Below are 22369 nucleotides of genomic sequence, written 5' to 3' on the forward strand. Positions count from 1 at the left end.
TGTCCTGCGACCGGTGAGCCCGTGAACACTGCTGTTTCCGGTGAGCACTGCCGTTTCCGGTGAACACCGCTGTTCGACGATCTGTACGCACGGGAGTCTAGGCCCTGCTAAAGAGACCGTAAGCAGCCCGTCACACGTTGAGATCCCGTCGAGATACGAGGCTCCGGCGCCCGGGCGGGCCGGGGGTGGGGATTTCCCCCGTGGACGAGGGCAGTCCGCCTCATGGCGCGGCGGCGCACCGCGCGGCACGCTAGCCCATATGACCGAACCCCCCAGCCCTTCGCGGGACGCCTCCGGGCCGTCCGACGGCGACCAGCCGCCGCTGCCGCCCGCCCGTTTCGCCTACGACCGGCACACCTGGAAGGAGATCGCGTATCTCCTGGCGAACCTTCCGTTGTCGTTGCTCGGCTTCACCTATGTCGCCGTGGTGCTGTTCACCGGGGCCTTCCTGACCTTGACGGTGATCGGGTTCCCGCTGCTCGCGGCTGGCCTGATGGGCGCGCGGCAGCTGGGGAAGCTGGAGCGGGCACGCGCGCGTGCGCTGCTCGGGGTGCGGGTGGACGAACCGAGTCCGCTGCCGTTGCGCGGCGGGAAGGACGGGTTCTTCCCGCAGTTGTGGCTGGCGCTGAAGGACCCGGTGGGCTGGCGCACGATCCTGTACGACTTCATCCGGCTGCCCTGGGGCGTCCTCACCTTCGCCATCACACTGACCTCGTTGTTCGTGCTGTGGCCGGTGCTGCCGTTCATCGCGCGGGGCCTGACGAACGCGGACCGGGCGATGGTGCGCGGCCTGCTGTCGCCCTCCGACGAGCTGGAGCGCCGGATCGCCGAACTGGAGTCGGACCGGGGGGTCGTCGTGGACACGGCGGCCGCGGACCTGCGGCGTATCGAGCGGGACCTGCACGACGGCGCGCAGGCCCGCCTGGTCAATCTGGCCATGGGGCTGGGCCTGGCCAAGGAGAAGCTGCTGGAGGATCCCGACACGGCGGCGGCGATGGTCGCTGAGGCGCACGGCGAGGTGAAGCTGGCGCTCCAGGAGCTGCGGGATCTCGCCCGGGGCATTCATCCGGCCGTGTTGACCGACCGCGGCCTGGACGCCGCGCTGTCGGCGGTGGCCTCACGTTGCACGGTGCCGGTGAAGGTGACCGTCGACCTGCTGTCCAGACCGGCGGCGGCCATCGAGGGCATCGCCTACTTCACCGTCTCCGAATTGCTGCAGAACATCAGTAAGCACAGTGGGGCGAAGTCGGCATCGGTCGACGTGTGGCGGGCGGACGACCGGCTGCTCATCCAGGTGTGGGACGACGGGCGCGGAGGTGCGCGCCTGGACGGCGGTACGGGCATGCGTGGACTCGCCGACCGGCTGGACGCCGTGGACGGCCTGTTCGCCATCGAGTCCCCGCAGGGTGGCCCGACGACCGTGACGGCGGAGCTGCCGTGGCGGGACCGCGTCCCCGGTCAGGGGTAGCCGGGCGGGGCAGGGCCCGGCCAGGGGTAGCCAAGGCGGGACAGGGACCGGCCAGGGGTGGGGAAAACCCCCCGTTCGAGACGCCGACGGCCTCCATGGTCCGCGGACCCGCGGTGGATCAGGGTGGAGATACGACGGCACAGCCCCGGCGGCGGGGCTGACGGGACGAGGAGAACGGACGACGCCGATGGCCACGGAGTACGGACAGGGCTACGGGCACGGGCTCGGTTACGCCGAGCGCGGCCTTCCCGAGCACGGCGGCGAGCGACGGCACCGGCTGCCGGCCGGGCTGCGGGCGCCGTTCGAGGCACGCAGCTGGCGGGAGTTCTTGTATGTGCTGCTGAGTCTGCCGATCAGCATCCTGCTGTTCGTGTACGTCATCACGATGGTGTCGCTGGGCGCGGGCCTGCTGGTGACGTTCCTCGGCATCCCGGTACTGGCGGCGGGGCTGGCCGGCTGCCGGGGCCTCGGGGCGCTGGAGCGGGCACGCGCGCGTGGTCTGCTGGGCCTGGAGGTGGCCGACCCGGAGCCGCTGCGGATGCGCCGGCGAGGCTTCATGGCGTGGATGGGCGCCGTACTGAAGAGCGGGACGTCCTGGCGGAGTGCGCTGTACGCGGTGCTGCACTTCCCCTGGGCGGTGTTCTCCTTCGTCGTCGCCGTGAACGTCTGGGCCTACGGCTGGGCGCTGCTGACGTATCCGCTGTGGTTCTGGGTGTTCCCGCTGTGGGCCGGTCAGGACGGTCTTCAGGTGTTCGGCGACGAGACCCACAGCATCTACCTCGACAACCCCTTCGAGATCGCGGTCACCGCGGTGGTCGGGCTGCTGTTCACGCTGGCCACGCCCTGGATCGTGCGGGCGCTGACGACGGTGGACCGGCTGATGGTGCACGGCCTGCTCGGCCCCTCACGGCTGGCCACGCGCGTGGTGGAGCTGGAGTCGGACCGGGGGGTCGTCGTCGACACGGCGGCTGCCGACCTGCGGCGCATCGAGCGGGATCTGCACGACGGCGCCCAGGCCCGCCTGGTGGCCCTGGCCATGGATCTCGGCCTCGCGAAGGAGAAGCTGGCGGAGGACCCCGGCGCGGCTGCGCGGATGGTCGACGAGGCGCACGGCGAGGTGAAGACGGCGCTGCAGGAGCTGCGGGACCTGGCGCGCGGCATCCATCCGGCGGTCCTGACCGACCGAGGGCTGGACGCGGCCCTGTCGGCGGTGGCGTCGCGGTGCACGGTGCCGGTGGAGGTCGAGGTGGATCTGGAGGAGCGGCCGGTGCCGGCGATCGAGGGGATCGCCTACTTCACGGTCTCGGAGCTGCTGCAGAACATCAGCAAGCACTCGCGCGCGACGTGGGCGGCCGTGGACGTGTGGCGGGTGGAGAACCGCCTGATGTTGCAGGTCACTGACAACGGGGTCGGTGGTGCGGGCACCTCCGACGGTTCGGGACTGGCGGGGCTGGCCGAACGGCTGGACGCGGTGGACGGGATCCTGGTGGTCGATTCACCGGTCGGCGGGCCCACCCGGGTGACGGCGGAGCTCCCCTGGCGGACCGTGTAGACCGGCGTGCCGTTCGGGACCGCCCTTCGGCGTCCCTCTGAGATGAGGATCCGGCTCCGGTTGGTTCGGGGCCGGATTTTCGTCCGGCGGCAAAGCACGCCTCGGCCGCGAACACGCCATCGCCGCGAGCGCTCCCCGGCCACGAGCGCTCCCCGGCCACGAGCACGCCGTCGCCGCGACTACGCCATCCCCGCGAGCGCTCCTCGACCGCAAGCACTCCTTGGCGGGAAGCACTCCTCGGCGGCAAGCACTCCTTGGCGGCAAGCAGGCCACCGACGCAGGCGCACCCTGAGCACGTCACGTCGTTCGGACGCAGGTTATCCACAGGCCCGGTGCGGAAGAGCCGATCGCGGGATACTGAAGGCGCGAAGGACGACGGGGCCGGGACACGCTCGGCCGAATGCCAAGGCACACGGGGGGCCAGGGGACGTGGAGGACAGGGTGCGGGTGGTCATCGCCGAGGACTCGGTGCTGCTCAGGGAGGGGCTGACCCGGCTGTTGACCGACCGTGGGCACGAGGTCGTGGCGGGCGTCGGAGACGGCGACGCGCTGATCAAGACCATCACCGAGCTGGACGGACAGGGCGAGCTGCCGGATGTGGTGGTGGCGGACGTGAGAATGCCGCCGACGCACACCGACGAAGGGGTACGGGCCGCCGTACAGCTGCGCAAGTCGCACCCCGGGCTGGGGGTACTCGTACTGTCGCAGTACGTGGAGGAGCGGTACGCCACGGAACTGCTGGCCGGGTCCAGCCGCGGGGTCGGCTATCTGCTCAAGGACCGCGTGGCGGAGGTTCGGGAGTTCGTGGACGCGGTCGTGCGGGTGGCCAGAGGGGGTACCGCGCTCGATCCGGAGGTCGTGGCCCAGCTGCTGGGGCGCAGCCGTAAGCAGGACGTGCTCGCGGGGCTCACGCCGCGTGAGCGGGAGGTCCTAGGACTGATGGCCGAGGGCCGGACCAACTCGGCGATCGCCCGGCAGCTCGTGGTGAGCGACGGCGCGGTCGAGAAGCACGTCAGCAACATCTTTCTGAAGCTCGGGTTGTCGCAGAGCGACGGGGACCACCGGCGGGTTCTGGCGGTTCTCACCTATCTCAACTCCTGACTATCTGACACCGTGTCAGAAAGCTGGGATCTGCCGAGCCGGAGGCCCAGAACCAAAGAACGAGCGGGGAGCGTCTTCAAAGAAGCGCCGGGGGGCGTGTAAATCATGACAAGTCCGGGTGGTGCACCACCTCAAATCCACGTCCGTCATGCGAATGGCCCAGGGAGAGCGACCTTTGCGGACGTAGGGTTGATCCTGGGAAGGCTTGCGGGAAGGCCGTGCCCAGATGCCGCCTCGAGGGAGGTCCAGTTCAGTGACCAGCCAGGTCAGTAGCCCAGCGGAGCAGGCCGACGAAGCCGTCGTGGGAGAGCAGCGCAAACCGGCAGGGACGAAGGACGTCCGCCGGCTGGACCGGGTGATCATTCGTTTCGCGGGGGACTCCGGCGACGGTATGCAGCTCACCGGCGACCGTTTCACCTCGGAAACAGCGACCTTCGGCAACGATCTGTCGACGTTGCCGAACTTCCCGGCCGAGATCCGCGCCCCCGCAGGCACCCTGCCGGGCGTGTCCTCCTTCCAGCTGCACTTCGCCGACCACGACATCCTCACTCCGGGCGACGCGCCGAACGTGCTGGTCGCGATGAACCCGGCGGCTCTGAAGGCCAACATCGCCGATCTGCCGCGCGGCGCGGAGATCATCGTCAACACGGACGAGTTCACCAAACGGGCGATGCAGAAGGTGGGCTACGACTCCTCACCGCTGGAGGACGGCTCGCTGGACGGGTACAGCCTCCATCCGGTGCCACTGACGACCCTGACGGTCGAGGCGCTGAAGGAGTTCGACCTCACCCGCAAGGAGGCCGAGCGCAGCAAGAACATGTTCGCGCTGGGCCTGCTGAGCTGGATGTACCACCGACCGACCGAGGGCACGGAGAAGTTCCTGACCTCCAAGTTCGCCAAGAAACCGGATATCGCGGCCGCCAACATCGCCGCCTTCCGCGCGGGCTGGAACTTCGGCGAGACGACCGAGGACTTCGCCGTCTCCTACGAGATCGCCCCGGCGACGACGGCCTTCCCGGTCGGCACCTACCGCAACATCTCCGGGAACCTCGCCCTGTCCTACGGGCTGGTCGCCGCGTCCCGTCAGGCGGACCTGCCGCTGTATCTGGGCTCGTACCCGATCACCCCGGCCTCGGACATCCTGCACGAGCTGAGCAAGCACAAGAACTTCGGCGTACGGACCTTCCAGGCCGAGGACGAGATCGCCGGCATCGGCGCGGCACTGGGGGCGGCCTTCGGCGGCTCGCTGGCGGTGACCACGACCTCCGGCCCCGGTGTGGCGCTGAAGTCGGAGACCATCGGGCTGGCCGTGTCGCTGGAGCTGCCGCTGCTGGTGATCGACATCCAGCGCGGCGGGCCGTCGACGGGGCTGCCGACCAAGACCGAGCAGGCGGACCTGTTGCAGGCCATGTTCGGCCGCAACGGCGAGGCGCCGGTGCCGATCGTCGCCCCGTGCACCCCGGCGGACTGCTTCGACGCGGCTCTGGAGGCGGCGCGGATCGCGCTCACGTACCGCACTCCGGTGATGCTGTTGTCGGACGGCTATCTGGCCAACGGCTCGGAGCCCTGGCGGATCCCGGAGCTGGACGAGCTGCCGGACCTGACGGTGCAGTTCGCGCAGGGTCCGAACCACACCCTGGAAGACGGCAGCGAGGTCTTCTGGCCGTACAAGCGCGACCCGCAGACCCTCGCCCGGCCGTGGGCGATCCCGGGCACCCCGGGCCTGGAGCACCGGATCGGCGGCATCGAGAAGGAGGACGGCACGGGCAATATCTCGTACGCCCCGGCCAACCACGACTTCATGGTCCGCACCCGCCAGGCCAAGATCGACGGCATCGAGGTGCCGGACCTGGAGGTCGACGACCCGCACGAGGCGACGACGCTGGTGCTGGGCTGGGGATCGACGTACGGCCCGATCACGGCCGCGGTCCGCCGGCTGCGCAACGCCGGCGAGTCGATCGCGCAGGCGCATCTGCGCCATCTGAACCCGTTCCCACGCAACCTGGGCGTGGTACTCGGACGCTACGAGAAGGTGGTGATCCCCGAGATGAACCTCGGCCAACTCGCCACCCTGATCCGGGCGAAGTACCTGGTGGACGCGCACTCGTACAACCAGGTCAACGGCATGCCGTTCAAGGCGGAACAGCTCGCCAAGGCGCTCAAGGAGGCCATCGATGGCTGAGACGTCCACGGAAGGCACGGGCACGATCGAGGCACTCTCGCTCGTCCCCAAGGCCGAGGCCCGCCAGTCCATGAAGGACTTCAAGTCCGATCAGGAAGTGCGCTGGTGCCCCGGCTGCGGTGACTACGCGATCCTGGCCGCGGTCCAGGGCTTCATGCCGGAGCTGGGCCTGGCCAAGGAGAACATCGTCTTCGTCTCGGGCATCGGCTGCTCGTCCCGCTTCCCCTACTACATGAACACGTACGGGATGCACTCCATCCACGGCCGCGCCCCCGCCATCGCGACGGGCCTGGCCACCTCGCGGCGGGACCTGAGCGTGTGGGTGGTGACCGGTGACGGCGACGCGCTGTCGATCGGCGGCAACCACCTGATCCACGCCCTGCGGCGCAACGTCAACCTCAAGATCCTGCTGTTCAACAACCGGATCTACGGTCTGACGAAGGGCCAGTACTCGCCCACCTCCGAGGTCGGCAAGATCACCAAGTCGACGCCGATGGGGTCGCTGGACGCGCCCTTCAACCCGGTGTCCCTCGCCCTCGGCGCGGAAGCGTCCTTCGTGGCGCGCACGGTGGACTCCGACCGCAAGCACCTCACCCAGGTGCTGCGCGAGGCGGCGGCCCACAAAGGCACGGCCCTGATCGAGATCTACCAGAACTGCAACATCTTCAACGACGGCGCCTTCGAGGTCCTCAAGGACAGGCAGCAGGCCGAGGAGGCGGTGATCCGGCTGGAGCACGGGCAGCCGATCCGCTTCGGCGCGGACGGGGCGCGGGGCGTCGTACGCGACGCACGGACCGGCGACCTGAAGGTCGTCACCGTGACACCGGAGAACGAGTCGCAGGTCCTGATCCACGACGCGCACTCGGCGTCCTCGACCACGGCGTTCGCCCTGTCCCGCCTGGCCGACCCGGACACCCTGCACCACACGCCGATCGGTGTGTTCCGCTCGGCGGAGCGTCCGGTGTACGACACCCAGATGGCCGACCAGCTGGACACGGCGATCGAGCAGAATGGCAAGGGGGATCTGGCCGCGCTGCTGGCGGGTGGGGACACCTGGACGGTGGTGGGCTGACCGGCCCGTTCGAACCCGGTTGAGGGGCCCGGTGCCGTACGGCACCGGGCCCCTCGCCGTTCAGCCGTTCAGCCGTTCAGCCGTTCAGCCGTTCGACCAGTCAGCCGTGCGAGTCGGCCTTGCGTGCGTCGTACGACTCCCGCGCCTTCTCGACGTCTGCCATCCGCTCGCTGGTCCACAGCGCCAGCCCGCGCACCTGTTCGGCCGCCTCGCGGCCCAGATCGGTCAGGGAGTAGTCGACCCTCGGGGGGATCACGGGTTTCGCGTCCCGGTGGACCAGACCGTCGCGTTCCAGGGTCTGGAGAGTCTGCGTGAGCATCTTCTCGCTGACGCGGCCGATCGTGCGGCGCAGTTCGCTGAAGCGGTAGGGCCGCTCCAGCAGCTCGATCAGGACGAGGACACCCCAGCGGCTGGTGACGTGCTCCAGGACCAGCCGGTAGGGGCACATCGCCTCGCCGATGTCGTACTTGCTCGTCGCTCCGTCTGCCACGGGACTTACTGCCATGACAGTACCTTACTTCAAAGTGGGTACTTTCGAAGAGTTAGCGCTCTCCCTAGGGTTAGCGACAGCACCGAACGCATCCCCACAAGGAGTTCTGATCATGAGCATCGTCGTCACCGGAGCCACCGGGCACCTGGGCCGCCACGTCGTGGAGCAGCTGCTGGAGAAGGTTCCGGCCGACCAGGTCACCGCCGTCGTCCGCACCCCCGAGAAGGTCGCCGATCTCGCCGAGCGCGGCGTACGGATCGCCACCGCCGACTACAACGCCCCCGAGACCTTCGACGGGCTGTTCGCGGCCGGCGACAAGGTGCTGCTCATATCCGGCAACGAGTTCGACAAGGGACGCGTCGGCCAGCACCAGGTCGTCATCAACGCCGCCAAGGCCGCCGACGTCGCGCTGCTCGCCTACACCAGCGCCCCCGGCACCCTCACGGCCGCCCTCGCCGACGACCACCGGGGCACCGAGAAGGCGCTCCTGGAGTCCGGCCTGCCGTACGCGCTGCTGCGCAACGGCTGGTACCACGAGAACTACACCGAGAACCTCGCCCCGGTCCTCCAGTACAACGCCGTCACCCACGCCGCCGGCGAGGGCCGCGTCTCCTCCGCCTCCCGCGCCGACTACGCGGCCGCCGCCGTCGCCGTACTGACCGGCGAGGGGCACGAGAACCAGACGTACGAGCTGGGCGGCGACGTCGCCTGGAGCTTCGCCGAGTACGCCGCCGAGCTGAGCCGGCAGACCGGAAAGGAGATCGCCGACAACGCCGTCTCCGTCGAGGCCTTCACCGGCATCCTGACCGGCGCCGGGCTGCCCGAGCCGCTCGCCGCGATCCTCGCCGGCGTGGACGCCTCCGTCGAGAAGGGCGAGCTGGTCGTCGACAGCGGGGACCTGTCCCGCCTGACCGGCCGCCCGACCACGCCGCTCGCCGACGCCATCGCGGCCGCGCTCAAGGGCTGACACCCCGGAACTCCCCGGCACTCCCTGCCCCGGCACACCGTCCCGGGCTATCGGACCCCCGCCTGTCATGACCGTATGGCGATACGGGCATGACACGCGGGGGTGTTCGGCGTTACCTTCGTGCAGGCCGCCGTGCGGGCGCGGCCGGTGTGCGCGAAGGAGGGGCCCGTGAGCGGGAAGTCGCAGGGTGAGCGGCGTACAGGACTGCTGAACGGCTTCGCGGCGTATGGCATGTGGGGGCTCGTCCCGCTGTTCTGGCCGCTGCTGAAGCCCGCCGGGGCGGTCGAGATCCTCGCGCACCGGATGACCTGGTCCCTCGTCTTCGTGGCGGTGGCGCTGGCCTTCGTACGGCGCTGGGCCTGGGCGGGCGAGCTGATACGGCAGCCGCGGCGGCTGGCGCTCGTCACCGTGGCCGCGGCCGTGATCACCGTCAACTGGGGCGTCTACATCTGGTCCGTGAACTCGGGACATGTGGTGGAGGCGTCGCTCGGGTACTTCATCAATCCGCTCGTCACCATCGCGATGGGCGTGCTGCTGCTGAAGGAGCGGCTGCGGCCGGTGCAGTGGGCGGCGGTCGGCGTCGGGTTCGCCGCGGTGATCGTGCTGACCGTCGGGTACGGCCGGCCGCCGTGGATCTCCCTCACCCTCGCCTTCTCCTTCGCCACGTACGGGCTGGTCAAGAAGAAGGTCAACCTCGGCGGCGTCGAGTCGCTGGCCGCGGAGTCCGCGATCCAGTTCCTGCCCGCCGTGGGGTACCTGGTGTGGCTGACGGCCCACGGGGAGTCGACGTTCACCTCGCACGGAGCCGGCCACGCGGCGCTGCTCGCGGCCGCCGGAGTCGTCACCGCGCTGCCGCTGGTCTGCTTCGGCGCGGCCGCGATACGGGTACCGCTGTCGACGCTGGGACTGCTCCAGTACCTGACGCCGGTCTTCCAGTTCCTGCTCGGCATCCTGTACTTCCACGAGGCGATGCCGGCCGAGCGGTGGGCCGGGTTCGCGCTGGTGTGGCTGGCGCTGACGCTGCTCACGGCCGACGCGTGGCGCTCCGCGCGGCGGACCAGGTTGGCGGAGTTCAGCGTGCCGAGGGTCGAGAAGCCGGCCTCTGCCGCAGTGGACGCCTGACCTGAGGGCTGCTGCCCGCCCCCAGACCCCCGCTATCAGCCCTGAACGGGCCTCGGCCTCGGCCTCAAACGCCGGACGGGCTGAAATATTGGACGAACCGGCGATTCCTCGTTGCGGCCCGCTCCTCCCACGCCATATGAGTGGTCGCATGACACAGGCATCCGAACCCAGGCCCACCCCCGCGCCCCTGCACTGGAAGCTCGTCATCGACTCCGCCGACCCGCAGTCCCAGGCCGTCTTCTGGGCCGCGGCACTGCGCTACGAGATCGAGGACAACAACGCCCTGATCGAACGGCTCCTGGAACTCGGCGTGCTGCCGCGCGAGGACGTCGTCGAGTTCCAGGCCCGCCTCGCCTTCCGGGATCTGGTGGCCGTACGGCATCCGGACGACCCGTACGACAAGGACAGCGGCACCGGGCGGGGGCGGCGGCTGCTGTTCCAGCGGGTGCCGGAGGCGAAGAGCGTCAAGAACCGGCTCCATCTCGATCTGCACGCGGCGGCCGGGGAGCGCGAGGCCGAGGTCGAGCGGCTGCGGGGGCTGGGGGCGAGTGTGCTGCGGCACGTGAAGGAGCCCGGCGGGGAGTGGACGGTGATGGCAGACCCGGAGGGGAACGAGTTCTGCGTGCAGTGAGGGTTTTCCCTATTCCGAACTCCGAGTCCGAATAGCGCTCTTGACGGAGAGTCAGACTCACCCCGACCATCCAGGCACCCCATTCACTGAGGAATCCCTGTGATTCCCAAGGAATCCGGAGCCCCCCACATGAAGCTCTCCGTCTCCTGGCGCGCGTCGGCGGCCGCCGTTGTAGCGGTCGCCACGCTGCTGACCGGAGGATCCATAGCCGGCGCCGCACCCGAGGCCGACGTCGAGGCGGCCGCCGCACCCGACATCCCCGTGGCGAACGTGAAGGCCCACCTCGGCCAGCTCCAGTCCATCGCCACCGCCAACGGCGGCAACCGGGCCCACGGCCGCCCCGGGTACAAGGCCTCCCTCGACTATGTGAAGGCCAAGCTGGACGCCGCCGGATACACGACGACCGTCCAGCGGTTCACGTCCTCCGGCCGCACCGGCTACAACCTGATCGCCGACTGGCCCGGCGGCGACACCAACCAGGTCGTCATGGCCGGCTCGCACCTCGACAGCGTCTCCTCCGGCCCCGGCATCAACGACAACGGCTCCGGCTCCTCGGCCGTCCTGGAGACCGCGCTCGCCGTGTCGCGGGCCGGCTACCAGCCCACCAAGCATCTGCGGTTCGCCTGGTGGGGCGCGGAGGAGCTGGGGCTCGTCGGCTCCCGCTACTACGTCAACAACCTCTCCTCCGCGAACCGCGCGAAGATCAGCGGCTATCTGAACTTCGACATGATCGGCTCGCCCAACCCCGGCTACTTCGTCTACGACGACGACCCCGCGATCGAGAAGACCTTCAAGGACTACTACGCCGGCCTCGGCGTCGCGACCGAGATCGAGACCGAGGGCGACGGCCGCTCCGACCACGCCCCGTTCAAGAGCGCGGGCGTGCCGGTGGGCGGCCTGTTCACCGGGGCGAGCCGTACGAAGACCGCGGCGCAGGTGACCAAGTGGGGCGGTACGGCCGGGCAGTCCTTCGACCGCTGCTACCACTCGTCCTGCGACACCACGTCCAACATCAACGACACCGCCCTGAACCGCAACAGCGACGCGGTCGCGTACGCGGTGTGGGAGCTGTCGCAGTAGCGGCGAGGTCAGGGCAGCGGGTGTCTCAAGCGGTGGGCGGTTCGGCCGACTTGGCGGCGCGGGCGGCGAGACGGTCCATGCGCGCACGGGCCGACGCCAGTTCCTCGGCCTCCTCGGCGGCGGGGCCGCCCTCCGCCACGAGCTCGCTCCACAGACCGATCAGGTCGCGCCCCAGGGCCAGGCCCAGCGCGGGGTCGCGGACCGCCCGCCATGCCGTGGCCGCGCCGTGCAGGCTGCCGTAGGACTGCTCCGCGTCCCCGAGGCGGTGGTGCGTACGGGCCACGTCGAGGGCGAGGCCGAAGGCGCGCTCCGGGTCGCCGGCCAGGTAGGCGATGTACGCGGCGAGTTCACGCATCCGCAGGACCTCGGGGTGCTCCAGCCCCAGCACCGCCGACGCCTGGGCCACGGTCCGCTCCGCGAGCCCGGTCGCCTCCGCCGTCCGGCCCTCCTTCACGGCCTCGTTGATCCGCGCCGTCTGCCCGGCGAAGGGCGAGGCATCGGCGGTCGTGGCCGGCTCCGCGTCCCCGAGGACGGCTTCGGCCACGGCGTCGAAGCCACGCGGCGGGGTGCAGCCGGGGTCCGGGTCGAGATCGGGGGTGGAGGTGGAGAGGAGCAGGGGTGCCGGGCGCGGGGCGGCTCGCGGCGCCTCGGCTTCCGGTACGGCACCTTCCGGTACGGCATTCTTCGGTACCGGACCTTCCGGTACGACACCCGGCGGTACGTCCGTCGGTTCCGGCCGCGCGTCCATGGGCGGGGGCGGGCCGAACTCCCCCAGCGGCGGCGCGACCGTACCGGGCACGACGTCCCGCACCGGCTCGGGTGCCGACCCGGGCAACGCCCGCAGCCGGAAGGTGGGCGAGCTGTCCCGCTCCGGGCCCGGCAGCGGTCGTAGGACATGCGTGGGCCTGTCCCGATGGGGCTCCGGATCCGGCGGGGGCGGCGCGGGCTGCGCTTGCGGCACCGACGGCGTCGAGGGCCCCGAGGCCTTACTGGGCGGAGCCGTCCGTACCGGCTCGGCGGTGAACTCACTGGAGCCGTCCTGTGCCACCCGCAGCGGGACGACGTAACCGATCCGCTCGTCGTGGATCGTGGCGTGCACGGGGTGGCCGCTGGCGACCGCGATGCGCTGGAGGTGGGTCAGCACGGTGCGCTGGATCTCCTCGCCCGGGACGACGGTGACGGGTACGCCGCCGATCGACGCGCCGGCCGTGCCCGGACCTACGGCGGGGACGCGCACGTCGATCGGCGCGGCCACGGGGGCCGGAGCCGCAGCGGCCCCGGCGCGTTTCTGTTCCCGCTTCATCGCGCGGCTCATTCGAGACATCGCTTCCCTCACTCGCATGCGCCGGGAGATTCGCGGCCGACGCGTTCGGGTCCCATGGTGCCCCCTCCCGCCGTCGTGTTCCGCTTCCCCGGCGTCAACATCCGGTAGTACAGATCGGACACGTCGTACACGTACTGTCGAGTCTCTCCGGCCGCGCGCGGCGCGGGCGTCACCGGGACGTCACAGACTCGTTCCAGGAGCTTGTGCCACGTCACAGCGTTCTCATGCCTGGCTCGAAGATCAATGGCGTGGCGAGGGAGGAGGGCGGGCATGCGGAGTGACATGCACGTGCAGCAGGGGCGGTCCGAGCCGGGGCCGGAGATCTGGATCCGCGGGCCGGTGCCCTTGCCCGAGGAGCCCTCGCTCTCCCCCGCCGCCGCCACGCCCCGGCGCTTCTCCTGGGTCGGCGTGCACGGCGGCGCGGGAGTCACCACGCTCGCCACGGTCTACGGCGGCCAGGACTGCGGTCGCTCCTGGCCCGGCCCCGCCGATCCGCGGTCGGTGCTGCTCGTGGCCCGCACACATGCGGCCGGGCTGGCCGCCGCCCTGGGTGCCCTTGAGGTCTTCCGGCGCGGTGAGGCTCCGCACGGGCTCGATCTCGACGCCGTCGTCCTGGTCGCGGACGCGCCGGGCCGGCTGCCACGGCCGCTCGCCGAGCACGTCAAGGTGATCGAGTCGGTCATCGATGTGTACCGGGTGCCGTGGGTGCCCGCCTGGCGGCTCGGCGAGCTGGGCGGGCAACGGCCACGGGAGGCGGCGGCGTTGGCCCGGCTGACGGGGCACTCCCGCTGAGCCCGGCCCCTGCCGAACCGTCGGCCACCGAGATCGCCTCAGCCGTACGCTCGCGGACCCTTCGCGCCGTCGATGTCGTCGCGGCGGCCCTCGAACGCATCGAACGGGCCGACCCCGTCCTGTCCGCGTTCATCGAGGTGTGGGGTGAGGAGGCGCTGCGGCGGGCCCGGGACGTGGACGCACGGGTCGAAGCGGGCGAGCGGCTGCCGTTGGCCGGAGTGCCGATCGGGGTCAAGGGGCGGCGTGGGCTGCGGACAGCCGGCCCACTGCTCGCGGCGGGGTGCGTGGCGGTCGGGGCGACGTCCGTTCCGGGGCCGGGAACTCCCTGGCAGACCTGGGGACTCGGCCGATACGGCCCTACGGCCAACCCCTGGCGGCCCGACCGCACGCCGGGCGGCTCCTCAGCGGGGTCGGCGGCTGCGGTGGCGGCGGGTCTGGTACCGCTCGCGACCGGCAGCGACGGGGCCGGGTCGGTGCGGATCCCGGCGGCGTGGTGCGGTGTCGTCGGGCTGAAGGCCGGCAACGGGCGGTTGCCGTCGGCCGACCGTACGGGACTCATGGCGCCGGGTGTGCTCGCGCGGTGCGTGGGGGACGTGGCGGCGTACTGGGAGGTGATGACGGGGGGTGGCGGGGCGCGGGGTGGCGCGCTGCCTGGTGCGGGCGGGCAGGACGGGCAGGTCGACGGCCCTGACGGGCAGGTCGGCGAGCACGGCGGACCGGTCGGCGGCCACGACAGGCGAGTCGGCGAGCTTGGCACGTCGGTCGGCGCGCACCGCGGGCCGGTCGGCGGGGGCGATGTCCCGACCGCCGTATGGTCCGCCGACCTCGGCTTCGACTCGCCCGACCAGGACGTCGTCGCGGTCGCGCACGCCACGGCCGTACGGCTGGCCGAATCCGGCGCGATACGGCTCGTACGGCCCCGGACGCCGCTCCGTCTCGACGACCCGGCCCCGGCATGGCTCGCCCTACGCGCCCCGGACGCCGCCCCTCGGCTCCCCGATGCACAGCGGATCCGGGCCGCGAACGACAGCCGTCTGGCCGACCTCTTCGCCGGGACCCAGCTGCTGCTGACGCCGACGGCCCCCACCCCGCCGCACGGCCACGACGGTCCCGGCGACCGGTACTCCACCGCGCTTACCTGGGCGTTCAACCTGAGTGGGCATCCGGCGATCAGCATTCCGGCGGGGCTGGACAGCGATGGCTGTCCGGTCGGGCTCCAGTTGGTGGCGGCCCACGGGGCGGAATCGCTGCTGCTCGCAGTGGCGGCAGCCGCCGAGCGGCATACGGGCCCCTGGACATCTACATTCGTACGCATATAATGCACGTGCGATTAATTGTCGTACGCCGACCAATGTGCCCCGTGCCGGGGCCGTCCGTTTGGGGGACGCATGACCCGCCGCTTCTTGTTCGTCCTCGGCAGCAGCCGTCCTGACGGCAACACCGAGTTGCTGGCACGCAGGGCCGCCGAGCAGCTGCCCGAGACCGTCGAACAGCAGTGGATCGACCTGGCCACGCATCCGCTGCCCGACTTCGAGGACCTGCGCCACGACAGTGACCATGTGCGCCCGACGCAGGGGAACGTCGCGCTGCTCCTCGACGCCACCCTCGCGGCGACGGACGTGGTGATCGCCTCGCCGCTGTACTGGTACTCGGTGTCCGGCCACGTCAAGCGCTACCTCGACTACTGGTCGGGCTGGCTGCGCACCCCCGGCCTCGACTTCAAGGCGACCATGGCCGGGCGCACCCTGTGGGGCGTCACAGCGCTCGCGCACGAGGAACAGGAGGTCGCCGACCCGTTGGTCGGGACGCTCAACAACTCGGCCGCGTACATGGGGATGCACTTCGGCGGCGTCCTCCTCGGCAACGGCAGCAAGCCCGGCGACGTGCTCCGTGACCACGAGGCCCTTGCCCACGCGAAGACGTTCTTCGCCCGGGAGGCCCCGCTCGCCCGCTTCCCGTACGAGACCGACTGACCGACGGCGACCACGGGGACCGACGCCGGCCTCGTGACTGGCACCGGCCTCGTGACAGCCCCCTAGGCGGTGATGTCCTTCGTCGTGAACCTCGCCCACGCCGCCGAACCGAACACCGCCGCGTAGAGGGCCTGTACGCCGAGGTTCTTGACCAGGTCGTCCCAGTAGACGGGTTCGCGCATGAGGTCGGCGAAGGACAGCCAGTAGTGGGAGAAGAAGTACGGCTGGACAGCGTGGAGCTGGGGTATCTGGTCGAGGATCTGGACGGTGATCAACAGGCCGACGGTCGTCGCCATCGCCGCGATCCCGCTGTTGGTCAGCGTGGAGACGAACAGGCCGAGCGCCGCCACGCCGATCAGTGACGCGGCCACGACCAGGGCGATCAGCAGGGCTCTGCCGAGGCCCTCCGCGAAGCTGATCCGGGTGCCGGAGATCGTCGTCAGATCACCGAGCGGGAAGAGCAGCGCCCCGACGGTGAGCGCCGAGACCGCGACCACGAGGGTGGCCACCAGGCAGAACGTCATCGTGGTCGCGTACTTGGTGAGGAGCAGGCGGGTGCGGCCGGCGGGGGCGACGAGGAGATAGCGCAGGGTGCCCGCGTTCGCCTCGCCCGCAATCGCGTCGCCCGCGATGACGCCGATGGCCATCGGCAGGAAGAACGGAAGTGTCGCGGCCAGTGCGGTGAAGACCAGGAACAGGCCGTTGTTGGTGATCTGCGAGATGAACGCCGGGCCGCCGCCCTGCGGTCCGCCGCCTCCCATCGACGCACCGTCGCTGGTCTCGATCTTCACGGCGATCCCGACCAGGATCGGCACGGCGGCGAGGACGGCGAGCAGTGCGAGGGTGCGCCAACGACGGAAAGTGGTGAGCAGTTCGCTGCGGAGGAGGCCGAAGGTCCACAGAGGGCTGACCTTCCGGGCCCCTTCGCTCGCGCCGGCCTGCCGGACGACCTCAGCCTGCGACATCGAACCCCTCCCCCGTGAGGGCCACGAACGCGTCCTCCAGGGAGGCCCGTTCGACGCCGAAGCCCCGCACCCGGACCCCGGCGGTCACCAACGCCGCGTTGACGTCGGCGAGATCGCGGTCCGGGGGTTCGGCGCGCACCCGGTCCTCGGTGATGACGACATCGCCGGCCCCCTGCTCCTTCAGCACCCGCGCCGCGTCCGCGGTGTCGGGGGTGGTCACGACGAGCCGGCCGCGGTTTCCGGCCGCCAGCTCCGCCACCGCGCCCTGGGTGATCAGCCGGCCCTGGGCCATCACGGCCGCGTGGGTGCAGACCTGCTCGATCTCGTCGAGGAGGTGGGAGGAGAGGAAGACGGTCGTGCCGTCGGAGGCCAACTCCCTTATGAGGGCACGGATCTCGCGCATGCCCTGCGGGTCGAGACCGTTGGTCGGCTCGTCGAGCACGAGGAGCCGACGCGGCTGGAGCAGCGCGGCCGCGAGCCCCAGCCGCTGTTTCATGCCGAGCGAGTACGCCTTGGCCTTCTTGCCCGCGGCGGCCGCCAGGCCCACCCGGTCCAGCGCGGCCGCGACGCGGGTGCGCCGGGTGCGCGGATCGGCGGTCGGGTCGGCGGCGTCGTACCGGAGAAGGTTGTCGCGTCCGGAGAGGAAGCCGTACAGGGCGGGTCCCTCGATGAGCGCGCCGACGTGCGGCAACACGAAGCGCGCGGACCGGGGCATGGGCTGCCCCAGCACGCGCGCACTGCCCGCGGTGGGTTCGATGAGGCCCATCAGCATGCGGATGGTGGTGGTCTTGCCCGAGCCGTTCGGACCGAGGAAGCCGAAGACACTGCCCGCCGGGACGGTCAGGTCGAGACCGTCGACGGCGAGCTGCCCGCCGCGGTAGCGCTTGGTGAGCGCGCGGGTGGCGATCACCGCCTGCGCGGTGGGCAGTTCCTCCATCGGTTCCTCAGGCTCCTCGGGTTCCTAGGGCACCTCGATCGTTGGTGCGGCCCCGGTTCACTTCCCGGAGTCGGCCGCGTTCACGAGCGCGTCCTTGTCGACCGCGCCCACGTAGACCTTGCCGTCGTCCGTGATCAGGGCGTTGATCAGACGGGTCTTGAAGACCGTGCCCGAGCCGAACTTGCCCGTGACCTTGTCGCCCAGGGAGTCGAGGAAGCCGCCCATCTCCCCACCGACCTCGGCGCCGGAGGGGACGCCCTCGCCGCCGGTGTCGAAGACGGCCACGGTGTTCCAGCCCTCGCCGATCACCTCGGGGCCACCCTCGGGCGCCTTGCCGGGCTTGTCACCGGACTTCGGACCGTCGAGTTCCTTCCCGAAGTCCTTGCCGAAGTCCTTCCCGAACTCCTTGTCGAGCTCCTTGCGCAGCTCTTCCTCGGACTTCGGGGTGCCGTGCTCGCCGCTCTTCCCCTTCAGCTCGTCCTCCTCGGTGACCTTCGCGCCCTTGGGCGGGGTGAAGTCGAAGGTGGAGGCGGCCGGCTTGGCGAAGCTGACCTGCGTGAAGCCCGCGTCGATCACTGCCGCGCCACCGCTGGACGGGGTCAGCGTGAACTTCAGCGGCATGCCGGTCCTGGCGTCCACTGCCACGGTGATCGCGCCGACCGTGGTCCCGGACTGCTTCGGCTTGATGAGCAGCCGGTAGGCGTCCCGGCCCGCGACCTGCGCGGTGCCGTCGACGGTGACGGAGGTGGTGTCGTCGGCCGCCTTGAGCGCCTCCTCGGCGAAGTCCTTGGGCGTGGCGGGAACGTCTTCCTTCTCCTGCCCGCCCTTCGCCGCCTCGGCGGTGCCGTGGAAGACCTCGTTGGACTTGCTGTCGTAGCCCCAGACGTCCTTGCCGTTGTGGATGAGGCTGTACTCGGAGGCGTTCTCCAGCAGGGAGAGCTTCTGCTTGTTCTCGCCGTCCATGGCGACGCGCAGCGTGTGCGTACCGGACACCAGCTCGGTGAGCTTGGCCGACGGATCGGCGGACGATCCGTCACCCGACCCCGACCCCATGGCGCCGGAGGCGAAGCTGGACTCCAGGCCGCCGAGGTCCGGCAGCCCGAGATCGGTGCTGATCTTCACGGTGCCGGAGAGCTGCTCCACGTCCGACTGCGCGATCTTCTCGATGAGTTGCTCTGCGGTGATCTTCGGCAGGTCCGGGTCGCCCGAGTCGGCGATCGCCGGGACGAGCCCGATGGTCGCCGCCGCGACTCCCACGACCGTGACCGGGACGACGTACCGCGCGGCCTTGCGCCGCCCCGAGGGCAGGTCGTCGACCTCCTCGACCGCGGTCGTACTGTCGTCGGATTCGTACGGTGCCATGTGTGCCTTACCTCCGTCGTCGGCGGCGGCTGTCCTTCTCGTTCGTCGCCCGCGAGTCTTACGACCCCGCACTCGTCCACCCCTGTGCCGCCATTCTCACCCGAATCGGTGAGGAGTGGTGTTGTCCGTGGTTTCCATCTGACCAAATCGGCCAGGGAGATTCGTCAACCTCCGGAGCCAACTCCGCGTACACCTGGGGTATGACACACGAGGGCGGCGCCTCCCCCAACCCGTAGGGGTCGCCGGAGAAGACGCCGCTGTGCGGGGCGGGTTCGAGCGAGCAGATCTATGAGTTCAAGTCTGCCGAGGCCCGTGTCCCCCTAGACCTTCACGAACTCCAGGGCTTCGAGAACGTCGTCTTCCGGACAGCTGTACGGACGCGATCTCACCCTGGACTCAGTACAACTTTGTGCCGCGTGTCACCACTCCAGCCCTTCCGGCGCTTGAGGAGCGGGGGGTCCAGGGGCAGAGCCCCCTGGCGGGGCCGAAGGGACGGAGCCCTTCAAGGGATGGGAGGGACAGGGGTGGCGGGGGGTGAAATCACCCAGCCCGATGCACCACCGCATCGCACAACTCCATCAACGCGGCCTTGGCCCCCATCTCCGGCAACGGCGCCAACGCGGCCCGCGCGTCCTCGGCATACCGCACCGTGTCCCGCCGAGCCTGCTCCAACGCCGGATGCACCCGAAGCTGAGCCAACGCCTCCGCAAGCCGCGCGTCATCACTGAGATCGGAGTCCAGCAACTCGCACAACGCGATGTCCTCCGCCAGCCCCAACCGCGCGGCCCGCTCCCGCAACCGCAGCACCGGCATCGTGGGAATCCCCTCCCGGAGATCCGTCCCCGGCGTCTTCCCGGACTCATGGGAGTCGCTCGCGATGTCCAGGACGTCGTCCGCCAGCTGGAAGGCGACCCCGAGCCGCTCTCCGTACTGGGTCAGCACGTCGACCACCGTCTCGTCGGCGCCCGACATCATCGCCCCGAACCGGCACGAGACCGCCACCAGCGATCCGGTCTTCCCGCTCAGCACATCGAGGTAGTGCTCGACGGGATCCCGCCCGTCCTGCGGACCCGCCGTCTCCAGGATCTGCCCGGTGACCAGCCGCTCGAACGCCTCGGCCTGCACCCGCACCGCCTCCGGCCCGAGGTCGGCCAGGATGTGCGAGGCGCGCGCGAAGAGAAAGTCCCCGGTCAGGACGGCGACCGAGTTGCCCCAACGGGTGTTCGCACTGTCGACACCGCGCCGTACGGCCGCCTCGTCCATCACGTCATCGTGGTAGAGCGTCGCCAGATGGGTCAGCTCCACCACCACCGCCGACGGCACGATCCCCGGCGCGTACCGGTCCCCGAACTGGGCAGTGAGCATCACGAGCAACGGCCTGAACCGCTTTCCACCCGCCCGCACCAGATGCTGGGCGGCCTCGGTGATGAAGGGGACCTCACTTTTGGTGGCTTCGAGCAATCCCTCCTCGACAGCCGTCAATCCGGCCTGGACATCGGCTTCCAGAGCCTGGTCCCGCACGCTCAGCCCGAACGGCCCGACGACGGTCACGAGGGGTCTCCTGTCTGCTGGTGTCTACTGGCGGTTACACGGTTTGTCGATAGGTCGCTGCCATCACTCAAGTCAGCGTATCCGGTCACGTTTCGATCACCGATGCCGCCCACCCGTCCACCACGGGCGGTATCGGATCACGACAGGTATGTTTTTGATCACGTGATAAGGCGGGATATCCATCGACTTATAGGGAAGTAGCGGCCCGTGTCCTGGGCCGAAGCCGACGTCCAGGCCGACAGCGAGCCGCCGCCGCACGCCGACCACGCCTTCTTCGGCCGGCCCAGAGCTTTCTCAAGCTCTCCGGTCTGGAGGTCTGGGGACTCTTCTCGTTCCTCGGCATGCAGGCCATCCTCGTCCCGCACTGCGCCGCCACCCTCGCCCCCGGCGGTATGGGCATGTCGGCCGGCTCCGCCGCCTCCGCCGCCTCCGCCGCCTCCAGCACGCTCGTCCATCTGGTGTCCGTTGCGGGCGGCTGGCTCTGCTCAGCGCGAGCACGGAACTCCTCAAGCCGAACGTCGCCACCATGGTCGGCTTCTCGGCCGCCGCGATCGACATGATGTTCGGCCTGGCCCGGTACGTCCTCGGGCGGGGCCACCTGGCCGGCCGGAAGCACGTCTGGTTCCCCTCCCTCGCCATGGCCAAGGGCACCCAGGCCCAGACGGTCAAGTTCTACGACGACGTCCCCAAGCCCACCTACTTCGGCGTCAACGGTCCCGTCGCGGTGGTCGCGGGCCTCGCCGTGATGGCCGCGACCCGCTGGCTGAGCCGCACGATGCACCCGGTGGACTGACCCGCCACAAAGCATTCGCCGCACTCGACGCATCCGACGCACTGACCCGACAGGGATCCCGCCCATACACATCCGTACGTCCTTCCCCCACGAGACGACCCATCACGACCTCCGCAACCCGCTCCGGGACGGGACCCTGCTGTACGCGCGCGTGACGCCCGCTGACGAACGAGCCCGTACCGGCGCTCCTCGAATACCTGCTGTACCGCCTGACCGACCGGCTCAAGGCGATCGTCATGGTTTGCTCGACGGACGATCGCTATGACAACGACGTGCACTGCACGGGAGGTTCCATCCTCACCGGTCGACATGCCGCCTGACCGTCGACCATGTGCGCCTTCGTCGCCCGTCCGAGGACACCGGCGTCATGTCCGAGCCCCTGCCGCGCTCCGCGTCAGCGACTCCCACCCCGTCGAAGTGGGCGAGTAGACCTGAGCGTTGAGGCGGGCGAGGGTACAGCTGAGGTTGACGTCGGACATACCGCGCGAGCAAGTCGTCGCCCGGCTCTGCGACCTGGCACCGGACGGCTCCTCGCCCCTGGTCACGCGGGGCGCTGAACCTGACTGCACGTCATGGCCGGGACGGCGTGGCGCCGCGCGAGCCGGGCGCAACCGAGGCCGTACCCCTTGAGCTGCCCGCACCCACTCGGACCGGGTCGATCCGGGTGCACCGCCCGGAGCTCGGCTGGGAGGCGACGGTGCGGATGCTCTCCGAGATCAGCTGCGATCGGCATGACCTCATCGCCTCCAACGAGGTGATCTACACAGAGGGCGAAGAAGTACTTTTCCGTCGGACACGGGAAAAACGGACTCCACGAATGGCCAGTTAAAGGCGAGTTGGAGCCATTGCCCGATTTGCCACTCTTGTGGATGCCAGTGAGTTGAGTCACGCACACCCGGCCACACACCCCGTCCGACGCACCTTCGTCTCCCCTTGTTCCACACACAAGTTGAGGCTTGGCAACCGCAAAGGATCAAGCACCCCATACGCACCAGACCATGGTCAAC

General features: G+C 70.2%; 18 protein-coding genes and 3 pseudogenes. 15 read left to right on the forward strand and 6 right to left on the reverse strand.

The window, feature by feature from the left end; all coding sequences use genetic code 11:
* The first annotated feature begins 259 nt into the window (after positions 1–259).
* The 5 genes from ACZ4UU_RS21230 (at position 260) to ACZ4UU_RS21250 (ending at position 7375) form a co-directional block, all read left to right on the forward strand.
* The gene (locus ACZ4UU_RS21230) at positions 260–1468 is read left to right on the forward strand and encodes a sensor histidine kinase (protein WP_471904918.1); all 1209 of its coding nucleotides are present in this window, start codon (positions 260–262) and stop codon (positions 1466–1468) included.
* 187 nt (positions 1469–1655) lie between these two features.
* Entirely contained in the window at positions 1656–3020 is a 1365-nt protein-coding gene (locus ACZ4UU_RS21235; RefSeq protein ID WP_471904919.1) for a sensor histidine kinase, read from the forward strand.
* Positions 3021–3461: 441 nt separating this feature from the next.
* Positions 3462–4121: a response regulator transcription factor gene (locus ACZ4UU_RS21240; protein WP_279616921.1), complete on the forward strand. Its 660-nt coding sequence runs from the start codon at positions 3462–3464 to the stop codon at positions 4119–4121.
* A 253-nt stretch (positions 4122–4374) separates the two neighbouring features.
* Complete coding sequence (locus tag ACZ4UU_RS21245; protein ID WP_471904920.1) at positions 4375–6303, forward strand: 2-oxoacid:acceptor oxidoreductase subunit alpha; 1929 nt, start codon at positions 4375–4377, stop codon at positions 6301–6303.
* Positions 6296–7375, forward strand: a complete 1080-nt coding sequence (locus tag ACZ4UU_RS21250; protein WP_471904921.1) for a 2-oxoacid:ferredoxin oxidoreductase subunit beta — start codon at positions 6296–6298, stop codon at positions 7373–7375. Before ACZ4UU_RS21245 ends, ACZ4UU_RS21250 begins: the two co-directional genes overlap by 8 nt.
* 100 nt (positions 7376–7475) lie before the next feature.
* Here the strand turns inward: ACZ4UU_RS21250 and ACZ4UU_RS21255 are convergent, their stop codons facing one another.
* A complete protein-coding gene (locus ACZ4UU_RS21255; protein ID WP_471904922.1) occupies positions 7476–7880 on the reverse strand; it encodes a winged helix-turn-helix transcriptional regulator in 405 nt (134 codons plus the stop codon).
* Positions 7881–7977: 97 nt separating this feature from the next.
* Between ACZ4UU_RS21255 and ACZ4UU_RS21260 the strand changes: the two genes are divergently transcribed.
* The 4 genes from ACZ4UU_RS21260 (at position 7978) to ACZ4UU_RS21275 (ending at position 11665) form a co-directional block, all read left to right on the forward strand.
* A complete protein-coding gene (locus tag ACZ4UU_RS21260) occupies positions 7978–8832 on the forward strand; it encodes an SDR family oxidoreductase (RefSeq protein WP_471904923.1) in 855 nt (284 codons plus the stop codon).
* Between the two features lie 231 nt (positions 8833–9063).
* The gene (gene rarD / locus ACZ4UU_RS21265) at positions 9064–9954 is read left to right on the forward strand and encodes an EamA family transporter RarD (protein ID WP_471905095.1); all 891 of its coding nucleotides are present in this window, start codon (positions 9064–9066) and stop codon (positions 9952–9954) included.
* A 148-nt stretch (positions 9955–10102) separates the two neighbouring features.
* Positions 10103–10585, forward strand: coding sequence for a VOC family protein (locus tag ACZ4UU_RS21270; protein WP_471904924.1), 483 nt, complete (start codon positions 10103–10105; stop codon positions 10583–10585).
* 129 nt (positions 10586–10714) lie between these two features.
* Positions 10715–11665: a M28 family metallopeptidase gene (locus ACZ4UU_RS21275; RefSeq protein WP_471904925.1), complete on the forward strand. Its 951-nt coding sequence runs from the start codon at positions 10715–10717 to the stop codon at positions 11663–11665.
* 25 nt (positions 11666–11690) lie between these two features.
* Here ACZ4UU_RS21275 and ACZ4UU_RS21280 read toward each other — a convergent pair whose 3' ends face one another.
* On the reverse strand, positions 11691–12968 hold the full coding sequence (locus ACZ4UU_RS21280) for a tetratricopeptide repeat protein (protein WP_471904926.1): 1278 nt from the start codon (positions 12966–12968) through the stop codon (positions 11691–11693).
* 291 nt (positions 12969–13259) lie between these two features.
* Between ACZ4UU_RS21280 and ACZ4UU_RS21285 the strand changes: the two genes are divergently transcribed.
* The 3 genes from ACZ4UU_RS21285 (at position 13260) to ACZ4UU_RS21295 (ending at position 15754) form a co-directional block, all read left to right on the forward strand.
* On the forward strand, positions 13260–13781 hold the full coding sequence (locus tag ACZ4UU_RS21285; RefSeq protein ID WP_471904927.1) for a DUF6668 family protein: 522 nt from the start codon (positions 13260–13262) through the stop codon (positions 13779–13781).
* On the forward strand, positions 13778–15100 hold the full coding sequence (locus ACZ4UU_RS21290) for an amidase (protein WP_471905096.1): 1323 nt from the start codon (positions 13778–13780) through the stop codon (positions 15098–15100). The genes ACZ4UU_RS21285 and ACZ4UU_RS21290 overlap by 4 nt, the downstream gene beginning before the upstream one ends.
* A gap of 69 nt (positions 15101–15169) precedes the next feature.
* Positions 15170–15754 carry a flavodoxin family protein gene (locus ACZ4UU_RS21295; RefSeq protein WP_471904928.1) on the forward strand — a complete coding sequence of 195 codons (585 nt, stop codon included), beginning with the start codon at positions 15170–15172 and terminating at the stop codon, positions 15752–15754.
* Positions 15755–15816: 62 nt separating this feature from the next.
* Here the strand turns inward: ACZ4UU_RS21295 and ACZ4UU_RS21300 are convergent, their stop codons facing one another.
* The 4 genes from ACZ4UU_RS21300 to ACZ4UU_RS21315 form a co-directional block, all read right to left on the reverse strand.
* Positions 15817–16719, reverse strand: a complete 903-nt coding sequence (locus ACZ4UU_RS21300) for an ABC transporter permease (RefSeq protein WP_471904929.1) — start codon at positions 16717–16719, stop codon at positions 15817–15819.
* Positions 16706–17656 (reverse strand): ABC transporter ATP-binding protein, encoded by a 951-nt coding sequence (locus ACZ4UU_RS21305; RefSeq protein WP_471904930.1) that lies wholly within the window; start codon positions 17654–17656, stop codon positions 16706–16708. The genes ACZ4UU_RS21300 and ACZ4UU_RS21305 overlap by 14 nt, the downstream gene beginning before the upstream one ends.
* A 57-nt stretch (positions 17657–17713) precedes the next feature.
* On the reverse strand, positions 17714–19018 hold the full coding sequence (locus tag ACZ4UU_RS21310; RefSeq protein ID WP_471904931.1) for a LolA family protein: 1305 nt from the start codon (positions 19016–19018) through the stop codon (positions 17714–17716).
* A gap of 540 nt (positions 19019–19558) precedes the next feature.
* Positions 19559–20569: a polyprenyl synthetase family protein gene (locus ACZ4UU_RS21315; RefSeq protein WP_471904932.1), complete on the reverse strand. Its 1011-nt coding sequence runs from the start codon at positions 20567–20569 to the stop codon at positions 19559–19561.
* A 207-nt stretch (positions 20570–20776) separates the two neighbouring features.
* On the opposite strand from ACZ4UU_RS21315, the pseudogene ACZ4UU_RS21320 reads away from it, so the two are divergent.
* The 3 pseudogenes from ACZ4UU_RS21320 to ACZ4UU_RS21330 form a co-directional block, all read left to right on the forward strand.
* Positions 20777–21185 (forward strand): annotated as a pseudogene (locus ACZ4UU_RS21320) (peptide MFS transporter); the annotation flags it as partial.
* Positions 21186–21426: 241 nt separating this feature from the next.
* A pseudogene (locus ACZ4UU_RS21325) lies at positions 21427–21679 on the forward strand (hypothetical protein); the annotation flags it as partial.
* A 121-nt stretch (positions 21680–21800) separates the two neighbouring features.
* Positions 21801–22191 (forward strand): annotated as a pseudogene (locus ACZ4UU_RS21330) (CocE/NonD family hydrolase C-terminal non-catalytic domain-containing protein); the annotation flags it as partial.
* Positions 22192–22369: the final 178 nt, after the last annotated feature.

It is taken from the genome of Streptomyces sp. NPDC028907 (assembly GCF_055564995.1).